Source organism: Sphingopyxis sp. (genome assembly GCF_035250425.1).
GTDB lineage: Bacteria > Pseudomonadota > Alphaproteobacteria > Sphingomonadales > Sphingomonadaceae > Sphingopyxis.
In genome coordinates this window covers 1-23,393 of record NZ_DATFFD010000021.1, presented here as the reverse complement: position 1 = coordinate 23,393, position 23,393 = coordinate 1, and the positions used below count along the sequence as shown (strand labels likewise).

25 protein-coding genes and 1 tRNA gene are annotated in these 23,393 nt (G+C 65.3%); 14 read left to right on the top strand and 12 right to left on the bottom strand.

What is annotated here, in order from left to right; all coding sequences use genetic code 11:
* A partial coding sequence (locus VJ811_RS01455; protein ID WP_324070493.1) for a PH domain-containing protein occupies window positions 1–479 on the bottom strand: 479 nt, incomplete at its 3' end.
* A 133-nt stretch (window positions 480–612) separates the two neighbouring features.
* On the bottom strand, window positions 613–2,577 hold the full coding sequence (locus VJ811_RS01450) for an alkyl/aryl-sulfatase (RefSeq protein WP_324070492.1): 1,965 nt from the start codon (window positions 2,575–2,577) through the stop codon (window positions 613–615).
* 61 nt (window positions 2,578–2,638) lie between these two features.
* Between VJ811_RS01450 and VJ811_RS01445 the strand changes: the two genes are divergently transcribed.
* Entirely contained in the window at window positions 2,639–3,127 is a 489-nt protein-coding gene (locus tag VJ811_RS01445; protein ID WP_324070491.1) for an NAD(P)H-dependent oxidoreductase, read from the top strand.
* An 88-nt stretch (window positions 3,128–3,215) separates the two neighbouring features.
* Complete coding sequence (locus VJ811_RS01440; protein ID WP_324070490.1) at window positions 3,216–3,590, top strand: glycine zipper 2TM domain-containing protein; 375 nt, start codon at window positions 3,216–3,218, stop codon at window positions 3,588–3,590.
* A gap of 54 nt (window positions 3,591–3,644) precedes the next feature.
* On the opposite strand, the gene VJ811_RS01435 is transcribed toward VJ811_RS01440, so the two are convergent.
* Both VJ811_RS01435 and glpX read right to left on the bottom strand, forming a co-directional pair.
* The gene (locus tag VJ811_RS01435) at window positions 3,645–4,658 is read right to left on the bottom strand and encodes a TIR domain-containing protein (RefSeq protein WP_324070489.1); all 1,014 of its coding nucleotides are present in this window, start codon (window positions 4,656–4,658) and stop codon (window positions 3,645–3,647) included.
* A gap of 104 nt (window positions 4,659–4,762) precedes the next feature.
* Complete coding sequence (gene glpX / locus VJ811_RS01430; protein WP_324070488.1) at window positions 4,763–5,731, bottom strand: class II fructose-bisphosphatase; 969 nt, start codon at window positions 5,729–5,731, stop codon at window positions 4,763–4,765.
* Between the two features lie 111 nt (window positions 5,732–5,842).
* Between glpX and VJ811_RS01425 the strand changes: the two genes are divergently transcribed.
* On the top strand, window positions 5,843–6,280 hold the full coding sequence (locus tag VJ811_RS01425) for a hypothetical protein (protein WP_324070487.1): 438 nt from the start codon (window positions 5,843–5,845) through the stop codon (window positions 6,278–6,280).
* Window positions 6,281–6,468: 188 nt separating this feature from the next.
* Here the strand turns inward: VJ811_RS01425 and VJ811_RS01420 are convergent, their stop codons facing one another.
* Both VJ811_RS01420 and VJ811_RS01415 read right to left on the bottom strand, forming a co-directional pair.
* A complete protein-coding gene (locus VJ811_RS01420) occupies window positions 6,469–7,800 on the bottom strand; it encodes a homoserine dehydrogenase (RefSeq protein ID WP_324070486.1) in 1,332 nt (443 codons plus the stop codon).
* Between the two features lie 212 nt (window positions 7,801–8,012).
* Window positions 8,013–8,825 (bottom strand): hypothetical protein, encoded by an 813-nt coding sequence (locus VJ811_RS01415; RefSeq protein WP_324070485.1) that lies wholly within the window; start codon window positions 8,823–8,825, stop codon window positions 8,013–8,015.
* Between the two features lie 342 nt (window positions 8,826–9,167).
* Between VJ811_RS01415 and VJ811_RS01410 the strand changes: the two genes are divergently transcribed.
* The 5 genes from VJ811_RS01410 (at window position 9,168) to VJ811_RS01390 (ending at window position 12,825) form a co-directional block, all read left to right on the top strand.
* Window positions 9,168–9,824 (top strand): energy transducer TonB, encoded by a 657-nt coding sequence (locus VJ811_RS01410; RefSeq protein WP_324070484.1) that lies wholly within the window; start codon window positions 9,168–9,170, stop codon window positions 9,822–9,824.
* A 58-nt stretch (window positions 9,825–9,882) separates the two neighbouring features.
* Complete coding sequence (locus tag VJ811_RS01405; protein ID WP_324070483.1) at window positions 9,883–10,695, top strand: MotA/TolQ/ExbB proton channel family protein; 813 nt, start codon at window positions 9,883–9,885, stop codon at window positions 10,693–10,695.
* A 124-nt stretch (window positions 10,696–10,819) separates the two neighbouring features.
* On the top strand, window positions 10,820–11,338 hold the full coding sequence (locus VJ811_RS01400) for a biopolymer transporter ExbD (protein ID WP_324070482.1): 519 nt from the start codon (window positions 10,820–10,822) through the stop codon (window positions 11,336–11,338).
* A 35-nt stretch (window positions 11,339–11,373) separates the two neighbouring features.
* Complete coding sequence (locus VJ811_RS01395) at window positions 11,374–11,799, top strand: biopolymer transporter ExbD (RefSeq protein WP_324070480.1); 426 nt, start codon at window positions 11,374–11,376, stop codon at window positions 11,797–11,799.
* A 453-nt stretch (window positions 11,800–12,252) separates the two neighbouring features.
* Window positions 12,253–12,825, top strand: a complete 573-nt coding sequence (locus VJ811_RS01390; RefSeq protein WP_414711900.1) for a superoxide dismutase family protein — start codon at window positions 12,253–12,255, stop codon at window positions 12,823–12,825.
* An 84-nt stretch (window positions 12,826–12,909) separates the two neighbouring features.
* On the opposite strand, the gene VJ811_RS01385 is transcribed toward VJ811_RS01390, so the two are convergent.
* On the bottom strand, window positions 12,910–14,508 hold the full coding sequence (locus VJ811_RS01385) for an MFS transporter (RefSeq protein WP_324070476.1): 1,599 nt from the start codon (window positions 14,506–14,508) through the stop codon (window positions 12,910–12,912).
* A gap of 107 nt (window positions 14,509–14,615) precedes the next feature.
* Here VJ811_RS01385 and VJ811_RS01380 point away from each other — a divergent pair, with 107 nt between their 5' ends.
* Window positions 14,616–15,107 (top strand): low molecular weight protein-tyrosine-phosphatase, encoded by a 492-nt coding sequence (locus VJ811_RS01380; RefSeq protein ID WP_324070474.1) that lies wholly within the window; start codon window positions 14,616–14,618, stop codon window positions 15,105–15,107.
* Here the strand turns inward: VJ811_RS01380 and thpR are convergent.
* Window positions 15,014–15,631, bottom strand: a complete 618-nt coding sequence (thpR, locus tag VJ811_RS01375) for an RNA 2',3'-cyclic phosphodiesterase (protein WP_324070473.1) — start codon at window positions 15,629–15,631, stop codon at window positions 15,014–15,016. The two genes, VJ811_RS01380 and thpR, sit on opposite strands and share 94 nt — an antisense overlap.
* A 156-nt stretch (window positions 15,632–15,787) precedes the next feature.
* Here thpR and VJ811_RS01370 point away from each other — a divergent pair, with 156 nt between their 5' ends.
* The gene (locus VJ811_RS01370; protein ID WP_324070471.1) at window positions 15,788–16,519 is read left to right on the top strand and encodes a Bax inhibitor-1/YccA family protein; all 732 of its coding nucleotides are present in this window, start codon (window positions 15,788–15,790) and stop codon (window positions 16,517–16,519) included.
* A gap of 591 nt (window positions 16,520–17,110) precedes the next feature.
* On the opposite strand, the gene VJ811_RS01365 is transcribed toward VJ811_RS01370, so the two are convergent.
* Window positions 17,111–17,746: a glutathione S-transferase family protein gene (locus VJ811_RS01365; protein WP_324070469.1), complete on the bottom strand. Its 636-nt coding sequence runs from the start codon at window positions 17,744–17,746 to the stop codon at window positions 17,111–17,113.
* 101 nt (window positions 17,747–17,847) lie between these two features.
* On the opposite strand from VJ811_RS01365, the gene VJ811_RS01360 reads away from it, so the two are divergent.
* Window positions 17,848–18,609, top strand: a complete 762-nt coding sequence (locus tag VJ811_RS01360) for a competence/damage-inducible protein A (protein ID WP_324070467.1) — start codon at window positions 17,848–17,850, stop codon at window positions 18,607–18,609.
* Here VJ811_RS01360 and VJ811_RS01355 read toward each other — a convergent pair.
* Window positions 18,582–19,835 carry an MFS transporter gene (locus VJ811_RS01355; RefSeq protein WP_324070465.1) on the bottom strand — a complete coding sequence of 418 codons (1,254 nt, stop codon included), beginning with the start codon at window positions 19,833–19,835 and terminating at the stop codon, window positions 18,582–18,584. The genes VJ811_RS01360 and VJ811_RS01355 overlap by 28 nt on opposite strands.
* Before the next feature lie 60 nt (window positions 19,836–19,895).
* Between VJ811_RS01355 and VJ811_RS01350 the strand changes: the two genes are divergently transcribed.
* Window positions 19,896–20,678 carry a transglutaminase family protein gene (locus VJ811_RS01350; RefSeq protein ID WP_324070463.1) on the top strand — a complete coding sequence of 261 codons (783 nt, stop codon included), beginning with the start codon at window positions 19,896–19,898 and terminating at the stop codon, window positions 20,676–20,678.
* A 15-nt stretch (window positions 20,679–20,693) separates the two neighbouring features.
* Here VJ811_RS01350 and VJ811_RS01345 read toward each other — a convergent pair.
* Window positions 20,694–20,767: transfer RNA gene (locus VJ811_RS01345), tRNA-Gly, on the bottom strand.
* Between the two features lie 249 nt (window positions 20,768–21,016).
* Between VJ811_RS01345 and VJ811_RS01340 the strand changes: the two genes are divergently transcribed.
* Entirely contained in the window at window positions 21,017–22,594 is a 1,578-nt protein-coding gene (locus VJ811_RS01340; RefSeq protein WP_324070461.1) for an EAL domain-containing protein, read from the top strand.
* A gap of 13 nt (window positions 22,595–22,607) precedes the next feature.
* On the opposite strand, the gene VJ811_RS01335 is transcribed toward VJ811_RS01340, so the two are convergent.
* Window positions 22,608–23,078 (bottom strand): Lrp/AsnC family transcriptional regulator, encoded by a 471-nt coding sequence (locus VJ811_RS01335; protein ID WP_324070459.1) that lies wholly within the window; start codon window positions 23,076–23,078, stop codon window positions 22,608–22,610.
* Between the two features lie 97 nt (window positions 23,079–23,175).
* Between VJ811_RS01335 and VJ811_RS01330 the strand changes: the two genes are divergently transcribed.
* On the top strand, window positions 23,176–23,393 hold a 218-nt coding region (locus tag VJ811_RS01330), incomplete at its 3' end, for a hypothetical protein (RefSeq protein ID WP_324070457.1).

Sequence of the window (23,393 nt, the reverse complement as noted above, 5' to 3'; positions counted from 1 at the left end):
GCCGCCAGATCGGCGTGGAGCCCGGGCAGCGTCACCGTGCTGTTATGCGTGCCCGACGTGTGGACGATCAGGTGCGAGAGGCCGAACCAGCGCTCGACCGGCCCCTGCCCGACATCGATATGCTGGACGCGCACAAAGGGGACGATCGTGTCGGTGCGGAACAGCCAGCCGCGCGCGACGCGCAACTGCCCTTCGCCAATCTTGTACCCCCAGCGCGACACGCGGCGCGACGGGAAGGTCACGATCGCGAGGATCGCGATCAGCCACGCGAGCGCAGTGATCAGCCCATAGGGACCCTCGAGATGGCGGATCAGCAGATAGTCGAACACACTCGCGCCGATCGCCAGCGGGATCAGGTTCAGTGCCGTCGCGACACGCAGGACATGCGCATAGGCCGGGGCGACCGGGCTCAGCCCCTCCGCGGCATTGAGCGCATCGGGATCGAAATGGTCGGTCGGGCGCGCGGGGGTGTCGGTCATATACGGCCTTTAGAGCGTGATCGGTTGAGACTGAACCAATATATAATTCCGTTCGTGTCGAGCCCTGAGCGCCTGCAAGGCAGTCGCAGGGCTCGACACGAACGGATTTTAATGAGGGTCTATGGCCGCACCATCAAGGCACAACCACATTGAAACGCGGGTCGGCGGGCGGGTGGAGCGCGAACCATGACAGGAACGCGGCGCGGTCGCCGTCGATCCTGATCGCGCCCGACTGGAGCAGCGCCGGGAACTGCGCCTGCCCCAGCATCACATCGTCGAGCGTCGCCCGGTTTATCCTGATCGTCGCGGTCGGGGCGGCGTCGGTCATGCCGTAGCGCGGCACCTCGACCCCGCCGCCGACGACGATCGCGACCGCTTCCTTGCTGTCGGGCAGTATGAACTGGAATGTCCCTTTCAGCGCCGATCCTTTCGCGGCGTCGAAGCGCGTCGCGAGCGCATCGAAAAAGACCGCGGTCGGGATCGCGCTGACGAACGACCGGCTCTGCCCGTTGCCCGACAGGCTTTCGACCGCATTGCCGCGCAGCGTCGCGGCGGCGGCGAGATAATAATTCCGCCACGCCCCGGACTCGGCCTGATACCCCATCTGGTCATAGGCCGATGCGAGCGCCGCGCGGGCGTCCTTATTGTCCGGCTGCGCGAACACCAGCTTGTTCAAAAGTTCGGCCGCCCAGCGATAATCGCCCGCCGCGATCGACGCCTTGCCCGCGGCGAGCAGCTTGTCGGCGCCGCCCGCGAGCGCGACATATTTGGGTGCCGATTGCTCGGGCGGCAGCGGGTTGAAGTTCGCGGGATTGCCGTCCCACCAGCCGAAATAGCGCTGGTACGTCGCCTTCATATCGTGATTGAGCGTGCCATAATAGTTGCGGGTAGAGAAATCCTTGCCCTGCACCGGCGCCTCGGCGGTCTGGTCGGCGAGCTCGTGCAGCGTCGCGCCGCGATTGGCGAGAAACAGCGTCCGGTCGTGGGCATAACGATAGATGTCGCGCTGGCTGGTCAGCAGGCCGCTCACCTCGCCCGCGCCCCATGTCGGCCAGTGATGCGACGCGAGCGCGACCTCGGCCTTGCCGCCCCAGCGGACGAGCGCGGCATCGATCACCTTCGACCAGCGCAACGCATCGCGCACCTGCGCGCCGCGCAGGGTCAGGACATTGTGCAGCGTGTGCGTGACGACCTCGGTGGTATGTAAGGCCTTATACGCCGGGATATAGAAGACGAACTCCGACGGCGCCTCGGTCCCGCCCGCATCGAGGAATTCGAACGCCAGCCCGTCGATCGTCAGCGTGCCGCCGGTCGCGGCGACGGTTTCGGTCGGCTCCATATAGCCGATCGTCCCCGACGACAGCTTCGGCCCCAGCCCGGTATCGACCTGTCCCGTGGGTCCGGGGGCCAGGATCGACCCGAACATATAGAGCGCGCGCCGCCCCATCGCGGTGCCGGCAAGGACATTCTCCGACGTCGCTTCCTCCGAAAAGCCGTGCGGCGCGATGATGCGGATCTTTTCTTGTCTGACCTGCTCGGGGGTGATGATCCCGCCGACGCCGCCGAAATGGTCGCTGTGGCTGTGTGAAAAGATCACTGCCTTGATCGGCAGCTTGCCGCTCTTCGCCTCGACCGTGTCGGCGAACAGCTTCCAGCTCGCCGCCGCCGCTTCTTCGGACAGCAGCGGGTCGACGATAATCCAGCCACTCTTGCCGCGGATGATCGTCATCACCGAAATATCGTAACCGCGGACCTGCCAGATCTTGCGCGGCACGACCTCGAACAATCCGTGCACCGCGTTCAGCCGCGCCTGCCGCCACAGCGACGGGTTGATCGTATCGGGCGCTTCCTTGGCATCGAGGAAGGCGTAAGGCCGCCGGTCCCACACGATCTTGCCGTCCTTCGCCAAAATCACGCCGCCCGGAATCTCGGCAAGCTTGCCGCGCAGCACATTGGCTTCGTCGCGCGGATCGTCCAGCGGCAGGCGCCCCGCGATCTCGGCCTGCGCGGCGCGCGTCGCCTCGCTCGCGGCGTCCTGCGCGGCGGCGGCGAAGGGCAGGACGCCGGCGAGCAGCAGAGCGGTCAGTCGGCGCATCATATATCTCCCCCATGTTTCGGGGCAGCTTGCGCCGCGGTCCGGCGCTTGGCAAGCATCGGCCATGACCGACGCGCCGCACCTCCTGATCGCCTGGCACAGCCGCACCGGCGGCAGCGAGGCGCTCGCGCGCGCCGCGGCCGATGGCGCCGGTACGGCGGCGCGGCTGGTCGCGGCCGACGATGTGATGCCCGAAGCGTTGATCGCCGCGGGCGGCTATCTCTTCGTCGGCCCAGAAAATCTCGCGGCGCTCTCGGGCGCGATGAAGGAGATGTTCGACCGCTGTTACTACCCTTGCCTCGGGAAACTCGAGGGCCGCCCCTATGCGACGATCATCTGCGCCGGCTCCGACGGCGAAAACGCCCAGCGCCAGCTCGACCGCATCGCGACCGGCTGGCGGCTGCGGCGCGTCGCCGATCATATCATCGTCAACACCGACGCGCAGACGCCCGAAGCGATATTGGCGCCCAAGACCATCGCCGAAGATCGGCTTGCCGAAGCGCGCGATTTGGGCGCGGCGTTGGCCGAGGGGCTGGCGGCGGGTATTTTTTGAATGCCTCGCATCATATTCCGACCATTCATGGCATTCATGGACGGTTCGGGTTCGTGGTTTTAGACGGGCGACCTCAGGAGGATTGAATATGAAAAAGCTTCTGGCGGCCGCAATTCTGGCAGGCCTTACCATCCCCACGGCTCCCGCGCTCGCCGATCCGCCGCCCTGGGCTCCGGCTCACGGAAAGCGCGCGAAGGATCGCGGCCTCTATGACAAACATGGCCGCTATTATGAACCGCGGCGCCTGTCGTACGACGATCGTGTCTGGCGGGGCAAGGACGGGCGCTATCATTGCCGGCGCGACAATGGCACGACCGGGTTGATCATCGGCGCCGCTGTCGGTGCGCTCGCCGGGCGCGAACTCGACGGCGGGCGCGACCGGACGGTCGGCACGATCCTCGGCGCGGCCGGTGGCGGCCTGCTCGGGCGGGCGATCGATCGCGGCGAACTCAAATGCCGCTGAACCAAAGGGTCGGGTAGCGCGAACGGGATCGCGGCGCCGCGGCGTCGGCGCGCCTTATTCGGCCGCGTCGCTATCGAGCGAGGCGCGCTGCGAATCGAGTACGGCGATGCGCTGACGCATCGCGTCGGCGACACAGGCGGCGTCGCCGCATGCATCGCGCTCGCTGGCGCGCCAACCATTCTGCTCGGCGGCGATCTGCTGGCGAAGCGGGCCGGCGGTGCGATCGAGCTGGCGATAGGCACGGTTCAATTCGCGATCGAGCGCCGCCAGTTCCTCGTCGCCGCAGATCAGTTTCTCGGCGCGCGCGGCGGCGAATTTGCAGTTGAAGCTCGGAGGAATCTTCAGCGATGGAGCCGGTGCTTCTTCGGCCGCCGCGGGAGCCGGGGGCGCTGCCGCGACCGGTTGTGCGGCCTGCGGAGCCGCGACGGCGGCGGGTTCGCTCGCCGCGATCTGTTCCTCGCCGCCCTGCATGAAGAGCATCGCCGCAAGCACGGCGACCGCGACGGCGAGGCCCGCGATCAGCAGCGAGCGCACCGATACGCTGGCCGGTCGCGCCGACGGGGCGGCTGCGTGCGACAGGATCGTCGCATGCAGATCGTCGGAAGCGACCGTGCGCGGGTCGACATCGGGCTCGGACGCTCGAGCGCTGGCCGGCGGGCGACCGCCCGCGAGCTGGTGCGCCTTTGCCGCGATGCGCGCGATCGAATCGTCGCGTTTTTCAAGCCAGTCGATCCATTGCGCGCTTGCCAGATGATAGGCGAGGTCGTCGGGAACGATCTCCTCGAGCCGCAAGGGAATGATGGCCTTGTGCGCGCTGTCGGCCAATATAAGCTCGCGCTTCACATGCGGGCTTTTGTCCGACTGACTGCAAAAGAGAAGGAGTACGCCCGCGCTTTCGCGGATCGCCTTCATGATCGCCGTATCGAAGGCCTCGCCCGGCCCGACATCGCGCGGCGCGATCCAGCAATCGACCCCATGGCGTGCGAGCGCCTTCTCGACGTGGAGCGCGACGTCATATTTGCTCGAATGGTGGCTGATGAATAGCTGCGGACGCTTCGGTTCTTCCATGGCTGCCCCTTTTTCGCGCATGCGCACAGATGTAAGCCGTCAACGCCGGTTGGGAAGCGGAAATTCTTCGTCGCCCCGCCTCCGCGGGGGCGACGAGCGCGGCGTCAACCCGTGCGATGCTCGCCCTTCACCCAGCGCACCGTGCCCGACGACGCGCGCATCACCACCGTCTCGGTCGTCATCATCCCGTCGCGGCGGCGCTTGACGCCGCGCAGCAGCGATCCATCCGTCACACCCGTGGCGGCGAAGATCACGTCGCCCTTGGCCAGGTCTTCGAGGTCATAGACGCGGTCGAGATCCTCGATGCCCCATTTCTTCGCGCGCAGCCGCTCGTCGTCGTTGCGGAACAGCAGGCGGCCCTTGAACTGGCCGCCGACGCAGCGCAGCGCCGCCGCGGCGAGCACGCCTTCGGGGGCGCCGCCCGATCCCATATAGATGTCGATATTGGTGTCGGAGTTCGTCGTCGCGATCACGCCCGCGACGTCGCCGTCGGGGATCAGCGCGACGCCGCAGCCGATGGCGCGCAGCTCGGCGATGATCGCCTCGTGGCGCGGGCGGTCGAGCACGCAGACGATGATCTGTTCGGGCTTGCAGCCTTTTTCGCGCGCCACGGCCTCGACATTCTCGCGCACGCTATTGTCGAAATTGACCACGTTGGCCGAATAGCCGGCGCCGACCGCGAGCTTGTCCATATAGACGTCGGGGGCGTTGAGCAGGCATCCCTCTTCCGCGATCGCGAGCACCGCGAGCGCGTTGGGGCCAGCCTTGGCGGTGATCGTCGTCCCTTCCAGCGGGTCGACCGCGATGTCGATCTTCGGACCCTTGCCCGGCGCATTGCCGACCTTTTCGCCGATATAAAGCATCGGCGCCTCGTCGCGCTCGCCTTCGCCGATGACGATCGTGCCGTCCATATAGAGCGTGTTGAACGCGGTGCGCATCGCCTCGACGGCGGCGGCATCGGCGGCTTTCTCGTCGCCGCGGCCGATCAGCTTCGCCGCCGCGATCGCCGCGGCTTCGGTGACGCGCACCATTTCGAGCACGAGCACCCGGTCGAGGTTGCTGCTATTCGTCATGTCCGCCACTCTCCGTCTTTACTTGTTCCGCCGCGTGGGCATGGTGGGCGCCATATGGTCGCCCGCGCCACTTGTCGAGAACGCTTCGCCCGATTCGGTGCCGCTTTCGCCATGAGCTGTGTCGTCGTGATGACCGGGGCGATGACGGCGGCGGGATCCGCCGCCGCGCAGACACAGGGACCGCCCGCGCCGCCGCCGCCGCGCGATGCCGAAAGCGCCGCCGCGAAGGCAAAGGAAATGGTCGACCCGATCAAGCGCTGCAAACCCGCCGACGACGGTTCGATCACCGTGTGCGGTTCCGACACCGACCTCCATCGCCTGTCGCCCGAGTTGCGCGCGATCGCGGGCGTTGGCAAATCGACGAAGACGAATATTCCAGATGCGCCCTATATCAATCCGACGATCTGGGACCAGCTGCCCTATAACTGGATGCCGATCGGCGGCGGCGCGAAACGCGGCCCCGAATATAATGCGCTCTACGAAGCGGTGAAGCGCGCGACCGATCCCGAAACGGGCACGCCGCCGGCGCCGGAAGAAGCGGAACCTTAGGTTCGGGTATTGTTTCACGCGAAGGCGCGAAGAAGTTGTGCTTGCCGCGAAGCGGCTTTCACCATCAGCGTCGCAGCCGAACGCACCGCCGGACTCGAAAGGAGCCTGACGGCCCGAGTTTTCTTCTTCGCGCCTTCGCGTCTTCGCGTGAAATTTTCCGGCCTATGATCGGCGCTCGCGCCTGCGGCTCAAAGCGCCAAAATGGGCATGTGCATCGGCGCGCCGACGACATGGTCCGACGCGGCGAGGATAGCGAGCGCCGCATGGATCGTGCTCGCCGGGCCTTCGTGGGTGACGAGCACGATCACGACGCCGCTGCCATCCTCGCTGCCGCGCTGGATCAGGCTTTCGATCGACACGCCGGCATCGCGCATCGCCGTCGCGATCTCGGCGAGCACGCCGATGCGGTCCTCGACGATCAGGCGGACATAATGTTTGCCGATCCGCGCGCCCGCGTCGGCGACGGGTGCCTGATCGAGCGAATCGACCGGCATCGCGAAGGCGGGGCCATATTCGTCGCGCGCGATGTCGATGATGTCGGCGACGATCGCCGACGCGGTCGGCCCCGCACCCGCGCCCGCGCCTTCGAAAAAGAGGCGGCCGACGAAATTGCCCTCGGCGACGACGGCGTTCAATGCACCCGGAACATAGGCGAGCGGATGGTCGGCGGGGACGAGGCACGGCTGGACATGCTGGTAGAGGGCGCCCCCGTTCTTGGCGGCATCGCGCTCGGCCATGCCGATCAGGCGGACACGGTGGCCGAGCGCCTCGGCCTCGCGAATGTCGGCGGCGATCAGCCCGCGGATGCCGTCGGCGGTCACCGCGCCGATGTCGAGCTTCGTCCCGAAACACAGCGCGGCGAGGATCGACAGCTTGTGCGCGGCGTCGATCCCGTCGACGTCGAAGGTCGGGTCGGCCTCGGCATAGCCCTCCGCCTGCGCCGCGGCGAGCGCGTCGGCGAAGCTCGCGCCGTTCCGCTCCATCTGCGTCAGGATATAATTGCAGGTGCCGTTGAGGATGCCATAGACGCGAGCGATCTCGTTCGCCGACGCGCCCTCGCGGATTGCCTTGATCACCGGGATGCCGCCCGCGACCGCGGCCTCATATTTCAGCGGCGTGTCTTTCTCTTCGGCGAGCCGCGCGAGGTCGAGCCCGTGATGCGCGATCATCGCCTTGTTCGCGGTGACCAGCGCCTTGCCCGCGCCAAGCGCATGGCGCGCCAGCGTCAGCGCCGGGCCGTCGGCGCCGCCGATCATCTCGACGATCACATCGACATCCGCGGCCGCGACGAGCGCGTCCATATCGTCTTCCCAGCGATAGGGCGACAGGTCGACGCCGCGATCCTTGTGCCGGTCGCGCGCCGACAGCGCGACGATCTCGATCGCGCGCCCGGCGCGGCGCGCGATCAGGTCGCGGTTCGCCTCGAGCAGCCGGACGACGCCGCCGCCAACGACACCAATCCCCGCGAGCGCGACACGCAGCGGCGGGCGGGGGGCGGTCGGGGCGGAATAGGGCGACATGCTGGCTCCTTTTTGATGATTCGGCAGCGCCCTATCGGCTTTCGAGGGGGAAACAAGGGGGTTCGCGCGAAGACGCGAAGACGCGAAGATGTAATGAGCGCCGCGAAGCGGCCCTATACAAGGGCGGCGACAAGGCGCGACGCCGATCGGAACATTGGCCTAACGGACATAATCTTTCGCGTCTTCGTGTGAAATCGCGCTGCGGTCCGTGGTCAGCTCGCTGCCGGCGCCTTGCGCGTGCGCGTGCATTCGCCGAGCGCGCCGAGGACGACGCCATAGTCCGACGCCGCCTTGCGCCGATCCTCGGGGGCGGTTCCCGCCAGCTTGCTCAGCGGCAGCTGGCGCGGCAATCCGCAGGCGAGCCGATACCACGCCAGCGTATTGCGCGCGGGCACCGCCGCCGACGCATCGACAATCTCGCCGAATGCCGCCGCCCAGCGCCGCGACCCGTCGGCGGCGGTCAGGATGGTCAGCGACACGGGTTCGCCGGTGCTGGTGTTGAGGAACAGCTGCGTCTCGCCCTCGCCGGGCAGGGTGCCCGGAACGTGGAAGCCGTTCGCGACGCCGGTGATCGCCGGCGGCGCGCCGGGCTTGACCAGTTCGGTCAGCACGGCGCGCAATTGCGCCTCGGTCGCCGGATCCCACGGCAGCTGCGCATCGGGCGCGACCAACTGGACGCTGCCGGTGTTGCTGCTTCCCGCCGTCGCCCCGGCGACGGGCCGGGCAAAGAGCAGGACGGGCTGTTTCTTCTTCAGCTTCGCCGGCTTTCCCTTCGCGTCCTGCGGCAGGTCGACGAGGTAGGAGATTCGCGCCGCGAGCGGCCCTGCGCCGCGAATCAGGCTGACAACGTCGGACTCGACATAGAATCGCGTATAGCCCGCCGCGACTCCGGGCGCGCGCTCGGGTTTGAGCGCCGTGGCCTTATATATACGCGCGTGCAGCACGGTCGGCGCCGCGCTCGCCAGATCGGCGATGTCGGCATAGCTGTACGGACTGGCCGCCGCTGCCGCCGTGGGCGCCTGCATCGCGGAAACGCCGGGGATTCCAAGAGTTAAGGCGAATATGCCGGCGAGTGCGGCCGGGTGGGGGAGGCGCATGATCGTTCCACTTTCCGTCGTTTATGACACCGGTATCGGCGCCTAAATCCCCATCATGGGGCAAGGCACATTAACCGCTGATAAAGGGTTTGCGAATGTGCCGCCACCGCGATAGGACGGGCCGCGAAGCGTCCGGCAAAAACATAATAAGCCGAACGTAGCGCCGCCGGGTCTCGCACAACGCATCGGAAATCATCCGGGCATTTGGCAACCGAACCCGTCGGCAGGGAATTGGTGTCAGGATGATCTAGCAAGGAGCGTCGTCCCTGAATGGCTTATGGTGATAATGTCGACCCTAAAAACAGGGTAGTGGCGATTGTCTTGGTTGGTCTGCTTACTGCGGTTCTGGGCTATGGCCTGGTCAACGGCTTGAATATCAGTATCGTCAAGAAACTCGCCGAAAAATTGGATGTGGTGGACGTTGAAGAGCCGCCGCCGCCGGAGGAACCCCCGCCGCCGCCGCCGCCGGACAATAAATTGCCGCCGCCGCCGCCGGTTGTGACGCCGCCGTCGCCCATTCCGCCGCCGGTGACGACCAATACGGTCCAGTCGGTGCCGAAGGCGCCGCCGACGCCGCCCCCGCCCGTCTATACGCCGCCGGCACCGCCTGCGCCGCCGCCGACGCCTGATCTCAGCGCCGCCGGTACGCCAAAGGGCAACCCGGGTCGCTGGGCGACGAACGACGACTATCCGGCCCGTGCGATGCGCGAAGAGCGCGAAGGTACGACCGGGTTCCGCGTTACCTATGGCGCCGATGGCCGCATCACGTCCTGTGATGTGACCTCGTCGAGCGGTCACGCCGATCTCGATGCCGAAACCTGCAAGCTTATCCAGCGTCGTGGCCGGTTCAATCCGGGCAAGGATCGCGCGGGTAACCCCGTGGGCGGCAGCTACAGCAATCGTATCCGTTGGCAGATTCCGCGCTGATCGCGCGACCGGATCTGTGTTTCGAACTTATCGAATATTTTGAGAGGGATTTTCCAGTATGTTTAATCTGATCGCAAATGCCGCCGCTGCGGCAGCACCGGCCCACGAAGCGGGGCTCAGCCTGATGCCCGCCGCGATGTGCGTGAAGGAAGAAGGCGCGAGCCCCTACGGCCTTGTCCCCGCACTGTGCGAAGGCGGCATCGTCTCGCAGGTCACCTTCCTCGTCCTGCTGATCATGTTCGTCGGCACGCTCTACATCCTGTTCACCAAGCTGTTCGAACAGAATAAGGTGATGGGCCAGGGCAAGGCGGTCGACGCCAATTTCTGGCGCGCGCCAACGCTTGCCGATGGCGTGTCGAAGCTCGAAAAGAACAGCGCCTATCGCCAGGTCGTCGAAGACGGCCTGCGCGCCAACGAAGAGCATAACAAGCTCGCCAACCCCGTCGAAGCGCATGATTGGATGCACGGTACGCTCGAGCGTTCGCAGAACCACATCAACTCGAAGCTCAACAGCGGTCTCGCCTTCCTCGCGACCGTGGGCTCGACCGCTCCGTTCGTCGGCCTGTTCGGTACGGTTATCGGTATTCTTCGCGCCCTCGTGAAGATCGGTGCTTCGGGCCAGGCTTCGATCGACACCGTCGCCGGTCCGGTCGGTGAAGCTCTGATCATGACCGCCATCGGTCTGATCGTGGCGGTTCCCGCGGTGCTCGCCTTCAACTGGCTGCAGAGCCGCAACAAGGCGATCGCTCGCCGTCTGTCGACCTTCTCGAACGACGTGCTCGGCTCGATCATGTCGAACGGCCAGGTGAAGCCGGCGTCGCTGACTGCTGCGAAAGCCGCTGCTCCGGCTGCGGCACCGAAGAAGGCCTGATCGGCTTCCTGGATCCCCGCCCTTCGCCGTGTGGCGAAAGGCGGGGTCCGCTGGACAGGGACGCAGGCCGATGGCGTGTTACCCGATGTCCGTGACAGAAATTTTGTGACAGGATGCTAATCCTATGGCGATGAGTGTAGGCGATAAGGGCGAAGATGCCCCGATGTCCGACATCAACACGACCCCGCTCGTGGACATCATGCTTGTGTTGCTCATCATCTTCCTCATTACGGTTCCCGTGGTGCTGAAGACGGTGAACCTCAAGCTGCCCGGCGTGGTATTCGAACCGACGACGACGAAGCCCGAAAATGTGCTGCTGTCGATCCGCTCGGCCGACACCGACGGCGATGGCGAACCCAATCCCGAAAGTACCGCTTGCGAAGTCTATTGGGGCCAGACCCCAGTCGATTCGCGCCAGCTGCTTGAAAGGGGGCAGAAGAAGCTCGAACAGCTTCTCGAGGATATTGGCGGTCCGCAGAATATCACCGAAGAAAATTTCCCCGAAGTGCATATCCGTGGCGACGTGAACACGCCGTACCAGTGCATCGGCGGGGTGATCTATACGATGCAATATGCCGGTTTCCAGAAGATCGGGTTCATTTCCGAACCGGTAGCTGGCTCGGGCACGCTGGGCCGCCTTTAAGGCGTCGATCTATTTAGGAATGAAGGAATAATCCTATGGCCATGGCCGTTGGCGATCGGGACGAAAACGAACCGATGATGGAAATGAACACGACGCCGCTCATCGACGTCATGCTCGTGCTCCTCATCATGTTCATCATCACCCTCCCGGTCCAAACTCACGCGGTGAAGATCGATCTGCCGGTCCCGACCGACAATCAGAGCAATGTCGACCCGGAAAAGAACAAGGTGATGATCGACCCCGCGGGGACGATCACCTGGAACGGATCGCCGGTCGACCTTGCCCAGTTGGCGAACTATCTGGAACAGACCAAGGCGCTGCCGGTCGAACCCGAATTGCAGGTCCAGCCCGACCCCTATGCGCGCTATATCGTCGTCGACAATGTCATGGCGGTGATCAAGCGCAGCGGCGTCGGCAAACTGGGCTTCGTCGGCAACGAGCAATACGCCCGCGTCTTCTGATCTTCGATCAGGGCCGTCAGGCAAAAAATATGGGGCCGCGAAGCAATTCGCGGCCCTTTTTTGTTCCGGTGCGGCCAGGGTCGAATCGCCGAAGGCGACCGAAAGCGGCCTTCTCTTTCATCGTCACCCCGGACCTGATCCGGGGTCCATGACTTCAGCGCCGTCGTGGATCCCGGATCAAGTCCGGGATGACGAGGGTCTGAAGACGACCGATGACAGCCGTCGCCCCCGCGCAGGCGGGGGCCGCCGTCGTTTTACGCAGCGATGCAGGAAAAGGTCGATAGCGGCCCCCGCCTTCGCGGAGGCGACGGTTATTTGGGATGGCAGCTTCCCACCCCTAAGCCGACTTATCCCCTTGGAACTGGCGGCGATTGCGGGCATCACCGGCGAACCGGGATCGAAACGCGCCGCCGTGACGTTCTGATTTCAAACCTTGCGATAGGGAGCAGCATGATGAAGAAGGGTTCGCACCGCAAACAGATCATGGCGCAAGGGGCGGTCGTCATCGGGGCGCTCGCGCTCGCCGGCTGCGCCGGGATGGGCAAGAAAGCGACGACGACGCTGCCCCCCGCCGATGCCTATGCCCAGCTTTACGACAATAAGGGCGCCGACCGCGGCCGCGCCGACATCTACCGCGATACGACGGGTCTCCGCGTCGAACTCGTCGCGCGCGGTTTCGCGCCGGGCACCTACGGCATGCACGTTCATGCCGTCGGCCAGTGTAACGCGCCCGATTTCGCCAGCGCCGGCCCGCACTGGAACCCGACCGGCGCCCAGCACGGCCGCGACAATCCGATGGGCGCGCATCATGGCGACCTTCCCAACCTCGTGATTGAGCCCGATCAGATCGGCCGCGCGACGCTGCGCCTCGTCGGCTCGCGCTTCGAGGGCGATGGCGCGCTGCTCGACGCCGACGGCGCGGCTTTCGTGATCCACGCCGGCCCCGACGATTACAAGACCGATCCCAGCGGCAACAGCGGCAGGCGCGTCGCGTGCGGCGTGATCGTCAAAGAGGCGGCGAAGTAAGCCCCGCTTCGGCTCCGTCGCTCCCACAAGGGCTGACGGAGGCGGATTTCAGACCACGTTTGTGCGGGCGCCTCGACCGAAGGGTCAGGCGCCCGCCGCACGTTCGGCGATCGTCGCTTCGGCCTCGGGCACCGCGCGATAGGCATAGAGCAGCAGGCCGAGCGCGATCGGCGCGACGCCGATCAGCGACAAGATGCCCGTGCGCAGATCGCCGACGGGCTTGCCATCGACGATCGTCCCCGCCAGATCCGAAATCTGCCCGACCATATAGGGCCCGAACGACAGGCCGACCAATGTCGTGCCGAGGAAGAAGGCCGCGGTCGCCGTCCCGCGCATCCGCGGCAACACCAGGTCCTGCGTCGTCGCGGCGGCGGCGCCGAGCGCGGCGGCGCCAAGCATGCCGGCGAGGAAGTTCATGACATAGAAGAGCGTCGCATTTTCGGTCGTGTAGCCGATCCAGATCGGAAGGATCGGCGCGACGACGCCAAAGATGATCATCAGGACGCGGCCCGCCGGATTCTTCGCGCGCAGGTGATCGGCAAGGCGGCCGCCGAGAATCACGCCGACGAAACCGGCGACGGCGCCGTTCGCGCCGAGGATGAAGGCGAGTTCCTGCTTGGGCAGCCCCAGCACGATCTCGGCATAGGGCGCCGACCAGAAGGCGAGCGCATAGGCGGCGAGGCTGACGAGACCGTAACCGAGCGTCGTGCAGATGAAGGCCGGGGTGCCCCAGATCAACCGGAAGGTCGCCGGATCGTGCGCGCGCAGCGCGCTCGCCCAGGAAAAGACCGCATAATAGCCGAGCGCCACCGCCGACCATTGCGGGAAATTGCCCGTCAGGCGGATCATCCACCAGGCGAAGGCGGCGATCGCGGCGGCAAAGCCGATGTTGATCGCCAGCGCCGCGGGACCGCGCTTCGCGGCGCCCCACAGCGTCAGCGGCGGCACGATCATCGACAGATCCTTGCCGAACTCGCGAAAAGGGCTCGGGCAGCCCGGGCTCGCGACGCCGTCCATCGCGCCGCGCACCGGTTCGCGCAGGCTGGCGACCCAGAGCGCAAGGAGCAGGCCGGGGACGCCGACCGCGAGGAAGGCCGCTTGCCAGCCGACCAGCCCCATCGGCCCGCCTGCCGGGAAATTCCTGTTCCATGCCTCGACGATCAGTGCGCCGATGAACAGCGACACGCCGCCGCCGAGATACAGTCCCGACGAATAGATCGCGAGCGCGGTCGCCTTTTGCCGCTTCGGAAAATAGTCGGAGATCAGCGAATAGGCGGTCGGGCTCGCGGTCGCCTCGCCGACGCCGACGCCCATGCGCGCGAAGGTCAGCGTCAGCTGGTTATAGGCGAAACCCGATGCCGTGGTCATCGCCGACCACAGGGTCAGCCCGATCGACAGCAATTTCACGCGGCTCCAATTATCGGCAAGGCGGCCGAGCGGGATGCCGAACAAAGCATAGAAAACGGCGAAGGCCGCGCCGCCGAGGAATCCCATATCGCCATCGGTCAGCCCGAGGTCGGCCTTGATGTCGACCGCAAGGATGCTGATGATCTGCCGGTCGATGAAATTGAGGATATAGACGACGACGAGCACCGACAGGACGTACCAGCTGTATCCGGTGGCCCTCGGCTCGGCCGAAACCGGCGCACCGGTTGTGACATTTTCGCTGGCGGTCTCGGCCATCTGGCAACCCTCTCCCTGACCCATTATCTGTTTGTGGCTCATGGCTAGCAGAGCCGGAACGAGGCGCAAGTTGAAAGTCGGTTCAACTTTGGGCGAAAAGGAAGTTTATGCGAAACCATAGCGAGATTGCGAAGCCCGCGATCCTCTTCCTCTGCCTCGGCAATATCTGCCGCTCGCCATTGGCCGAGGGCGCCGCGCGCGCCGCCTTCGCCCGCGCCGGTATCGACGCCAGGCTCGATTCGGCGGGAACCGGCGACTGGCATATCGGCCATGCCCCCGATTCCCGCGCGCAGGCCGAAGCGCGCCGCCGCGGCGTCGACATTTCGGCGCTGCGCGGCCGCCAGCTCCTCCGCGCCGACTTCTACGATTTCGACCTGATCCTCGCCGCCGACGCGAGCAATTTGCGCGACGCCCGGGCGATCCGGCCGCCCGACGCGACCGCCGAGCTCCGGCTGATGCTCGACCTGCTGCCCGGCCGCGGCGGGCAAGGCGTCACCGATCCCTATTATGGCGAAGACGACGGCTTTGCCGCGACCTGGGACGATGTCGATGCGGTCGCGGCGGCGCTCGTTGCCGAATTTTCGCCCTCCAGCGGATAACGCGCCACGGGGTGATAGCGCGAGCCGCCATGGCCGAGCTCGCTTTCATACAGCGTGACATGCCCGAACTCGAATGCCGGGCTGCCAAGGTCGCCGTTCAGCGCAAGGAAGGGCGCGACCGGTCCTGAGCCGCGGTTCAGCCGCGCGAGCGTGACATGCGGGACAAACGCCCGCGTTTCGGGCGCGATGCCGACGCGCGCGAGGCGCTGGTCGACCTTGCGGTGCAGCGCTGCGAGCGGATCGTGCGGTTCGACCCCGGCCCAGATCATGTGCGGCCGCCCTTGCCGTTCGAACAGGCCGACCCCCGCAATCCGCGCCGCCACGGCCGGCGCATGGAGCGCGCCGAGCGCCGCCGCGACGTCCTCGGCCTTGTGGCGATCGACTTCGCCGATGAAGCGCAAGGTCAGGTGGAGCTGCTCGTCATTTTGCCAGCGCGCGCCCGCGATGCCGTGCATCGCGGCGAGCAATATCTCGCGGACCGGACGCGGCGGGCGCAGCGCGACGAACAGGCGGTGGGTGGACATGGGGGCAACATAGGGGGCGGGGTTTGGGATCGCGACCCCCTAACCGCGGGGCAGGCAATATATAGCGCCTGTCCGGTTTCGCTTGAAACAGGAGGGGAAACCCCCGATATTACCGTCTACGGCCGGTATGGGCTGGCCGGTGATGGAGTAATGACAATGGCGAATTGGAACGACCCCAATATGGCGGCTTCCGGTTTTGGGGCCGGCGCGAACGCAATGGACCAGGCCGTCGATGCCGGTCTGCGGTCGTACATGCTGTCGGTTTACAACTATATGGGCTCGGGCGTGCTGCTGACCGGCATCGTCGCGTTGCTGGCGTTCAATAGCGGCTTTACCCAGTCGCTGATCGGCAGCCCGCTGATGTGGGTGGTGATGCTGGCGCCGCTGGCTTTCGTACTGGTGCTGAGCTTCGGGATCAACAAGCTGTCGACCACGGCGGCACAGGCGTTGTTCTGGGTCTATGCCGCGGTGATGGGTCTGTCGATGTCGACGATCTTCCTGGCCTTTACCACGACGTCGATCGCGCAGACCTTCTTCGCGACCGCCGCGGCCTTCCTTGGCCTTAGCCTCTATGGCTACACGACCAAAAAGGATCTGTCGGGTTTCGGCACCTTCCTGATCATGGGCGTGGTCGGCCTGCTCGTCGCGATGCTGCTCAACGCTTTCGTGTTCCAGTCGGGCGCGATGGCGATGGCGATCAGCGTCATCGGCGTGCTGATCTTCGCGGGCCTCACCGCCTATGACACGCAGAAGATCAAGAGCATGTATTTCTATGTCCGCGGGACCGACTTTGTCGGCAAGTCGGTGGTGATGGGCGCGCTGACGCTCTACCTCGACTTCGTCAACATGTTCACCTTCCTGCTCAACCTGCTGGGCAGCCGCGACTAAGCGGTTCGGACAGACACGAAACAAGCGAGCCCGGCGGAGCGATCCGCCGGGCTCTTTCTTTGGGGTTATGTCGCGTGCAAATCCGCGAACTGAATGCCGGCTAGCGACCGGTTTCTGCCATGGCCGCTTGGGCGGCTTTGAAAAGGATTCGCGCAGAGGCGCAGAGGTCGCAGAGGTGAAGATCTTTTCTTCTTTGCGATCTCTGCGCCTCTGCGCGAATATCATAAGATGCCAAGGTTCGACCGGCAGCGGACATAGTAATCCGCCGCCCCCGCGAAGGCGGGGGGGCGACGGTTATTTGAAACGTCCGCTCCCCACCCAAAGCGGGCGTCGCCGTCAAATAAGCCTTTCCTACATTATCCGGCCGTGCCAGCCTTTGTCCCGGCTCTTTCATTGGGTGGATAAAGCGGTCGCTATCCGGCTTGCGGGTACAGCACGTCAGGGCGTACCGGGCGCGTCCAGCCCGCCCGGAGCTCCAAAACGGGCGATGCATGGGGCTGAACTTTCCTGAACTTTGGAATGATCGGGCGTTCCCGCAACACCAATCGGATTGCCTTTGGACAGGTTCAGAACGGAGAGGGAAGCCGATAGTCAGGCCGGACTTGCCGCCTGCATCCCGGCGATCAGCGCATTGTCGATTTCCTTGGCGCGCTTGTACGCGGCCCGTTCGCGCAAGGGCGCGACATAGGCTTCGAACGCCGGGCGCGACGCGATGGTGCCGAACTGCAGCCCCCAATCGATCTGGCTGCCGACATAGACGTCGGCGGCGCTGAAGCGGTCGCCCGCGACGAACGTCTTGCCCGCCACCGCGCTTTCGAGCGCGTCGAGCGCCGCCGGAAGCGAACCAAAGCCTGCCATGCGCTGCTGGTCGGCATCGGGTTCGACGCCGAAATGCTTTGCGGTGATCGCCTGCTCGACCGGACCCGAAGTGAAGAACAGCCAGCGATAATAGTCGGCGCGGTCGGCCACGTCGGGCGCGAGGCCGGCTTTGGGAAAGGCATCGGCGAGATAGGCGCAGATTGCCGCGCATTCGGTAACGACCTTGCCGTCGTGGACCACCGCCGGAACCTTGCCCATCGGGTTGATCGCGAGATAATCGGTGCCCTTCATCGTCGTGCCATAATCGAGGATGCGCGGCTCATAGGGCGTCCCCACCTCTTCGAGCATCCAGCGGACGATCTGTCCGCGCGACATCGGATTGGTATAGAAAATCAGGTCTTCGGCCATTGCGCTTCTCCTATGCGTTTCGATTCGGAATGAACATATCAAGAACATCATCCGACCGCCAGCGGGCTTGTTTTGTCACCATAGGCGGCTAAGGCAAAGGCATGAGCGACGAACGCATCTGGACCGCCGCCCTGCTGGTGATCGGCGACGAAATCCTCTCGGGCCGCACGCAGGACAAGAATGTGTCGCAGATCGCGACCTGGCTCGACGTGCAGGGGATCCGGCTCCGCGAAGTGCGCATCGTTCCCGATGTCGAGCAGGAGATCGTCGATGCGCTGAACGCGATCCGCGCGCGCTATGACTATGTCTTTACCACCGGCGGCATCGGCCCGACACACGACGACATCACCGTCGATGCGGTGGCGAAGGCGCTTGGCGTCGGCGTTATCATCCATCCGGCGGCGCGCGCGATCCTCGAGCGTTATTATACGGCGCGCGGCAGCGAGCTGACCGAGGCGCGGCTGCGCATGGCGCGGGTGCCCGATGGCGCCGACCTGATCCCCAACCGCATGTCGGGGGCGCCGGGCATCCGCATCGGCAATCTGTTCGTGATGGCGGGGGTGCCGCATATCACCGCGGGCATGCTCGACGCTCTTACCGGCGAGCTCGAGGGCGGCGCGCCGCTCGTTGCGCACACGATCGGCGCGTGGGCGCCCGAAAGCGAGATCGCCGACCTGCTCCGCCTCGGCGAAAAGGAGCATCCGGGCGTCGCGATCGGCAGCTATCCCTTTTTTCGCGAAGGCAAGATCGGCGCGAATTTCGTCATCCGTTCGACCGACGGCGAACAGGTCGCGGCGTGCGTCGCGGCGCTGATCGCCGGTTTCGAAGCGCTCGGCTATGCGGTGACCGACGGCGGCATCTGATCAGCGGCGTCATCGTCGCTTGTCCGCGTCGCGCGCGGCAGGCGGCGGAGCATCAGGATCGCGAGCAGGCCAAAGATCGCTGCGACGACAAAGGCCGCGCCCGGGAAATGCGCCGGCGCGCCATCGGCGGTGAAATAAGCCATCGTTCCGGTGAGCAGCAGCGGCGCGAAAAGCTGCCCCAGCCCCATCGCCATCGCCGAAATCCCCTGAACCTCGCCCTGCGTCTCGGCGGTCGCGCGGCGCGACATCATCGCCATCAGCGATGGCTGCACCGGCGCCTGCAAGGCGATGGGGATCAGCAGCAGGAAGGCGCCGATGGTCGAGGTGGTGAAGGCGTAACCGATATAGACCGCCACCGCGACAAGGATGCCGAGCGTCGCCGCATCCCGCTCGCCGAAGCGCGCGACCGCGGGGCCGACGACAAACACCTGCCCGAGCGCGATCATCACCCCGACCGCCGCAAGGCTCGCGCCGATCATCCCCGGCGTCCAGCCGAGCTGCGCGATGCAATAGAAGCTCCACGTCATCGGATAGACCAGGCTCGCGATCTGCCACAGCACGAGCACCCCCGCGACGCCGTCCATGCCGGGCAGGCCGCGCATCGTCTTCCACGCGCCGAGCGGATTGGCGCGGCGCCAGTCGAAGGCGCGGCGGCGATCGGGCGGCAGCGTCTCGGGGAAGATGAAGAGGCCGTAGAGCATGTTGGCGGCGGCGAGGATTGCCGCCGCGACAAAGGGCGCGCGCGGACTGATTTCGCCGAGAAAGCCGCCGATCGCCGGTCCCGCGACGAAGCCGATGCCGAATGCCGCGCCGACGAAGCCAAAGTTGCGCGCGCGTTCTTGCGGCGCGGTGATGTCGGCGATCGCCGCCTGCGCCGCGGCATAGCTGCCCCCGAAAATGCCCGACAGCGCGCGCGCGACGAACAGCCAGGGTAAAGTCTCGACGATCGTCAGCAGCGCATAATCGACCGCGAGCCCGCCAAGCGCGAGCAGCAGCACGCGCCGCCGGCCGAAATGATCCGACAGATTGCCGAGCACCGGCGAGGCGAGGAAGGTCGCGACCGCCATGACGAGGCCGATCCACGCGCCGACCTCGATCGCGTGCGGCAGATCGATCTCGCCGACCTCCATCACGAGCTGCGGCAGCACCGGCATGATGATGCCGAAACCGACCGCATCCATGAAGATCGTCGCGACGATGAACGGGATGGTCCGCGCCGGCGTCACTTGCTCTTTCCTTCTGCCGTCCCTAGCGCCACCGAACCCTCCTTCATGCGTTGGCGATAGATGAAACTCGAAATTTCCGCCTCCCTAAATTACCGCCTGTCCGAACCCGTCGACCTGATGCTGCAGATCGAGGCTGCGAACGGCCACGGCCAGCGCGTCCTCGACGCATCGCTCGACGTCGGCGTCCCCGAATTTGTCGCGCGCGTTCCGGCGGCGGACGGCATTTGCGAGCCGATCTGGCTGCGCGCCGAGGGGAGCCTGCGCGCCGAATATCGCGCGTTGGTCGAGATCGACCGGCCCGACGGCGACTTCCGCTCGCTCGCCGCGGTGCCGCTCCACCGGCTCCCGGCTGGGGCGATCCCCTATCTCAACGAATCGCGCTATTGCCCGTCGAACAAGTTTCACGCCTTCGTCGAGCGCCGCTTCGGCGACCATGAGGGCGGCGCGAAGATCGGCCGCATGCGCGACTGGATCGAAAGCCGTTTCACCTATGTCTCGGGCTCAAGCGATGCCGAGACGGGCGCGCTCGACAGCTTTGTCGAACGCCGCGGCGTCTGCCGCGACTATGCGCATGTGATGATCGCACTCGCGCGCGCCGCGCATATCCCCGCGCGCATGGCGAGTGCCTATGCGCTCCGCGCCCGGCCGCAGGATTTCCATGCCGTCGCGGAAGTGTATCTCGACGGCGACTGGCACCTCGTCGATGCGACGGGCATGGCGCGCGCGTCCGAAATGGCGCGCATCTGCGTCGGGCGCGATGCCGCTGACATATCTTTCCTGACGGCGTATCGTGATATCGCGTTCGTCAGCCAGTCGGTGAAGGTGGAGCGCGTCGAGGGTTAAATCCCTGCAAAAGCCTGGAGCGGGTGAAGGGAATCGAACCCTCGTCGTAAGCTTGGGAAGCTTCTGCTCTGCCATTGAGCTACACCCGCATTCAACAAACGCGCTATCCGGAAACCATTTTACAAATGATTTTTTGCGCCGTTGACTGGCTGCGCCGCCTTTGCCGCGTTTGAAGCCATGGGTCAATGCTTGCGGAAGGACGGCGTCGGTGTGGCTTGCATTCTGCGGATGAGGGCCGGAACCTTGTTGCGCCCTGGATATTAATCCCTTTTCATGCATTTTCGTTCGACGGGCTACGCGGGAAGCGTCATCGATAGATGATGTTCGATGGGGCAGATATGCGACGCAGGACGATCATCATCATTGCATCCTGCCTAGCGACTCTCGCGGCCATCCTGCCGCTGATCGGGATAGCCGTCTACGCGCGGCACAAAGCCGTCGAGGATGAAAAGCGGCACCTAGTCGAATATGCGGATTGGACGCTTCAGCGCGCAACCGGCAATATGCGAATGGTCGAGGGCGTTTTCCGGGGACTGGAGCAGGAAAGTCGGCAAGATTGCAGCGCCGCGCACATCGCGCGAATGCGGCAGTTCACGATCGACGCACAGTCCGTCGACGAAGTTGGATATTTCGTGGACGGAAGGCTGGCCTGCACAAGCTGGGGCAAGGTCGATCGCCCCGTTGCGATAGGGGCGCCCGACACGCGGCTGCCGGGCGGGATCGGCATTCACCTCAACGTCAGGCCGATTGTATCCAGCGGCGGCATGGCCCACGCGCTCAGCCGCGGCGACCACAATATCCTCATGAAGCCCGAGCGGCTGGTCGACGTCCTGACCGATACCGAGATGACGCTCGGCGTCGCGACCCTGGACGGGAAACTCCTGTCGACCTCGGGACCGGCGCACGCGGCTCTCGTGGCGCGCATCGCGGGTCAGGGGGGCTCGGGGCGCTGGAGGAACCAGATGTTCGCCTCGGCCGAGCGAAATGGGCTCCGGGCCTTCGCCATCACCGACCGCGCGTTGGTGGAGGCGCGGATCGACCGCGATCTATGGTATCTCGTGCCGATCGGCGTTGCGATCTCCGCCGCGCTCGTCGGCCTCGTGCTGTGGCTGTCGCGGCAACGGCTGTCGCCGCGCAAGGAACTCGAAATCGCCATAGGGCGCCGCGAATTTGTCGCCTTTTACCAGCCCATCATCGAGCTTTCGACGGGGCTTTGCATCGGCGCCGAAGCGCTGGCGCGGTGGCACCGCCCCGATGGCGAATGGGTCGCGCCCGACCTGTTTTTTCCGCTCGCCGAGCAGACCGGGCTGGTCGAGCCACTCACCGATCTCGTTATCGAAACCGTCGTCGCCGACCTTGCCGAAATGCTGCGCAAGGAACGGTCCATCCACGTCGCGATCAACATTTCGGCGGCGGATATGCAAAGCGGCCGTTTCCTTGCCGTGCTGGCGGCTGCACTTTCCGTGGCGAAGGTCGAGCCTTCGCAAATCTGGCTCGAGGCCACCGAACGCGGGTTCATGAACGCCGCGGCGGCGCGCGCGACGATCGAACAGGCGCGCGCCGCAGGCCATCTTGTCGCGATCGACGATTTCGGCACCGGCTATTCCAGCCTCTCGCTTCTCGAGACCCTACCGCTCGATGCGCTCAAGATCGACAAATCCTTCGTCGATGCGATCGGCAAGGATGCCGCGACCAGCGTCATCGTCCCGCACATTATCGAAATGGCGCACGGCCTGAACTTCCACATTGTCGCGGAGGGCGTCGAGACCGAGGCGCAGGAAATATATCTGCGCGACGCGGGCGTGGAATTTGCCCAAGGCTGGCGATATTCGGGGGCGTTGCCGGCGGACCGGTTCGCCGCCTTTTATGAAGAAACGAACGCGGGCCGCACGCCGGCCTTTTTCGAGGCGCTTTAGGCGGCCGCCGGCGTCAGCGCGCCGATTCGCAGATCGTCTCCATCGCGACGAAGGTCGACGTGCTGGCGACGTGCGGCAGGCTTGAGATTTTTTCGCCGAGCACGATCCGATAGCGGCGGATGTCGGGGGTGCGGACCTTGAGCAGATAGTCGAAGCTGCTCGCGATCATGTGGCATTCCTCGACCTCGGGTATCTGCCGCACCGCCATGTTGAACTGTTTGAGGGCATCCTCGCGCGTGTCCGACAGCTTGACCTCGGTGAAGGCGACATGGTCGAGTCCGACCTTCGCCGGATCGACGATCGCCCGAAAGCCGACGATCAGCCCGCTGTCGACAAGGCGCTTCACGCGCTGTTGGCAAGGCGTTTTCGACAGCCCGACCTGCAACGCCAGCTCGGTAAAGGTGATCCGCCCATCGCGGCCCATGATGGCAAGGATCTTGCGATCGAAATCGTCCAGTTCGACTGTTAATGAGGAATTTTTCATACATATTGACTAAGATTGATTGCAGACTTGGTCAATTTGTATGTGAAATTCGCCAAAACAAGGCAGATCGATCTGCCTCGATATGGTATCAGGCGGCATGACCCAAAGCCCCGACCGCGCCCCCATCCGCGCCCTCGCCCGCCGCAGCGAATCCGACCTCGTCGCCGATCTGCGTAATGCTCTTGCCACCTCTTCGGCCAGCGTCGACGCCGTGACCCGCCGCGGGCTCGAACTGATCCGCAAGGCGAAGGCCGAGGGGGAGCGCGAGACGCTCGTCGCGCAGCTGATGAACCGCTATCGCCTGTCGACCGAGGA

Coding starts and splice junctions, on each gene's coding strand:
- VJ811_RS01395 (WP_324070480.1), top strand. CDS start 11,374: ATGGCCATGGCCGTTGGCGATCGGGACGAAAACGAACCGATGATGGAA.
- VJ811_RS01450 (WP_324070492.1), bottom strand. CDS start 2,577: ATGATGCGCCGACTGACCGCTCTGCTGCTCGCCGGCGTCCTGCCCTTC.
- VJ811_RS01440 (WP_324070490.1), top strand. CDS start 3,216: ATGAAAAAGCTTCTGGCGGCCGCAATTCTGGCAGGCCTTACCATCCCC.
- VJ811_RS01380 (WP_324070474.1), top strand. CDS start 14,616: ATGCGAAACCATAGCGAGATTGCGAAGCCCGCGATCCTCTTCCTCTGC.
- VJ811_RS01340 (WP_324070461.1), top strand. CDS start 21,017: ATGCGACGCAGGACGATCATCATCATTGCATCCTGCCTAGCGACTCTC.
- VJ811_RS01370 (WP_324070471.1), top strand. CDS start 15,788: ATGGCGAATTGGAACGACCCCAATATGGCGGCTTCCGGTTTTGGGGCC.
- VJ811_RS01410 (WP_324070484.1), top strand. CDS start 9,168: ATGGCTTATGGTGATAATGTCGACCCTAAAAACAGGGTAGTGGCGATT.
- VJ811_RS01405 (WP_324070483.1), top strand. CDS start 9,883: ATGTTTAATCTGATCGCAAATGCCGCCGCTGCGGCAGCACCGGCCCAC.
- VJ811_RS01360 (WP_324070467.1), top strand. CDS start 17,848: ATGAGCGACGAACGCATCTGGACCGCCGCCCTGCTGGTGATCGGCGAC.
- VJ811_RS01385 (WP_324070476.1), bottom strand. CDS start 14,508: ATGGCCGAGACCGCCAGCGAAAATGTCACAACCGGTGCGCCGGTTTCG.
- VJ811_RS01435 (WP_324070489.1), bottom strand. CDS start 4,658: ATGGAAGAACCGAAGCGTCCGCAGCTATTCATCAGCCACCATTCGAGC.
- glpX (WP_324070488.1), bottom strand. CDS start 5,731: ATGACGAATAGCAGCAACCTCGACCGGGTGCTCGTGCTCGAAATGGTG.
- VJ811_RS01425 (WP_324070487.1), top strand. CDS start 5,843: ATGAGCTGTGTCGTCGTGATGACCGGGGCGATGACGGCGGCGGGATCC.
- thpR (WP_324070473.1), bottom strand. CDS start 15,631: ATGTCCACCCACCGCCTGTTCGTCGCGCTGCGCCCGCCGCGTCCGGTC.
- VJ811_RS01390 (WP_414711900.1), top strand. CDS start 12,253: ATGAAGAAGGGTTCGCACCGCAAACAGATCATGGCGCAAGGGGCGGTC.
- VJ811_RS01420 (WP_324070486.1), bottom strand. CDS start 7,800: ATGTCGCCCTATTCCGCCCCGACCGCCCCCCGCCCGCCGCTGCGTGTC.
- VJ811_RS01445 (WP_324070491.1), top strand. CDS start 2,639: ATGACCGACGCGCCGCACCTCCTGATCGCCTGGCACAGCCGCACCGGC.
- VJ811_RS01400 (WP_324070482.1), top strand. CDS start 10,820: ATGGCGATGAGTGTAGGCGATAAGGGCGAAGATGCCCCGATGTCCGAC.
- VJ811_RS01365 (WP_324070469.1), bottom strand. CDS start 17,746: ATGGCCGAAGACCTGATTTTCTATACCAATCCGATGTCGCGCGGACAG.
- VJ811_RS01415 (WP_324070485.1), bottom strand. CDS start 8,825: ATGCAGGCGCCCACGGCGGCAGCGGCGGCCAGTCCGTACAGCTATGCC.
- VJ811_RS01350 (WP_324070463.1), top strand. CDS start 19,896: ATGAAACTCGAAATTTCCGCCTCCCTAAATTACCGCCTGTCCGAACCC.
- VJ811_RS01335 (WP_324070459.1), bottom strand. CDS start 23,078: ATGAAAAATTCCTCATTAACAGTCGAACTGGACGATTTCGATCGCAAG.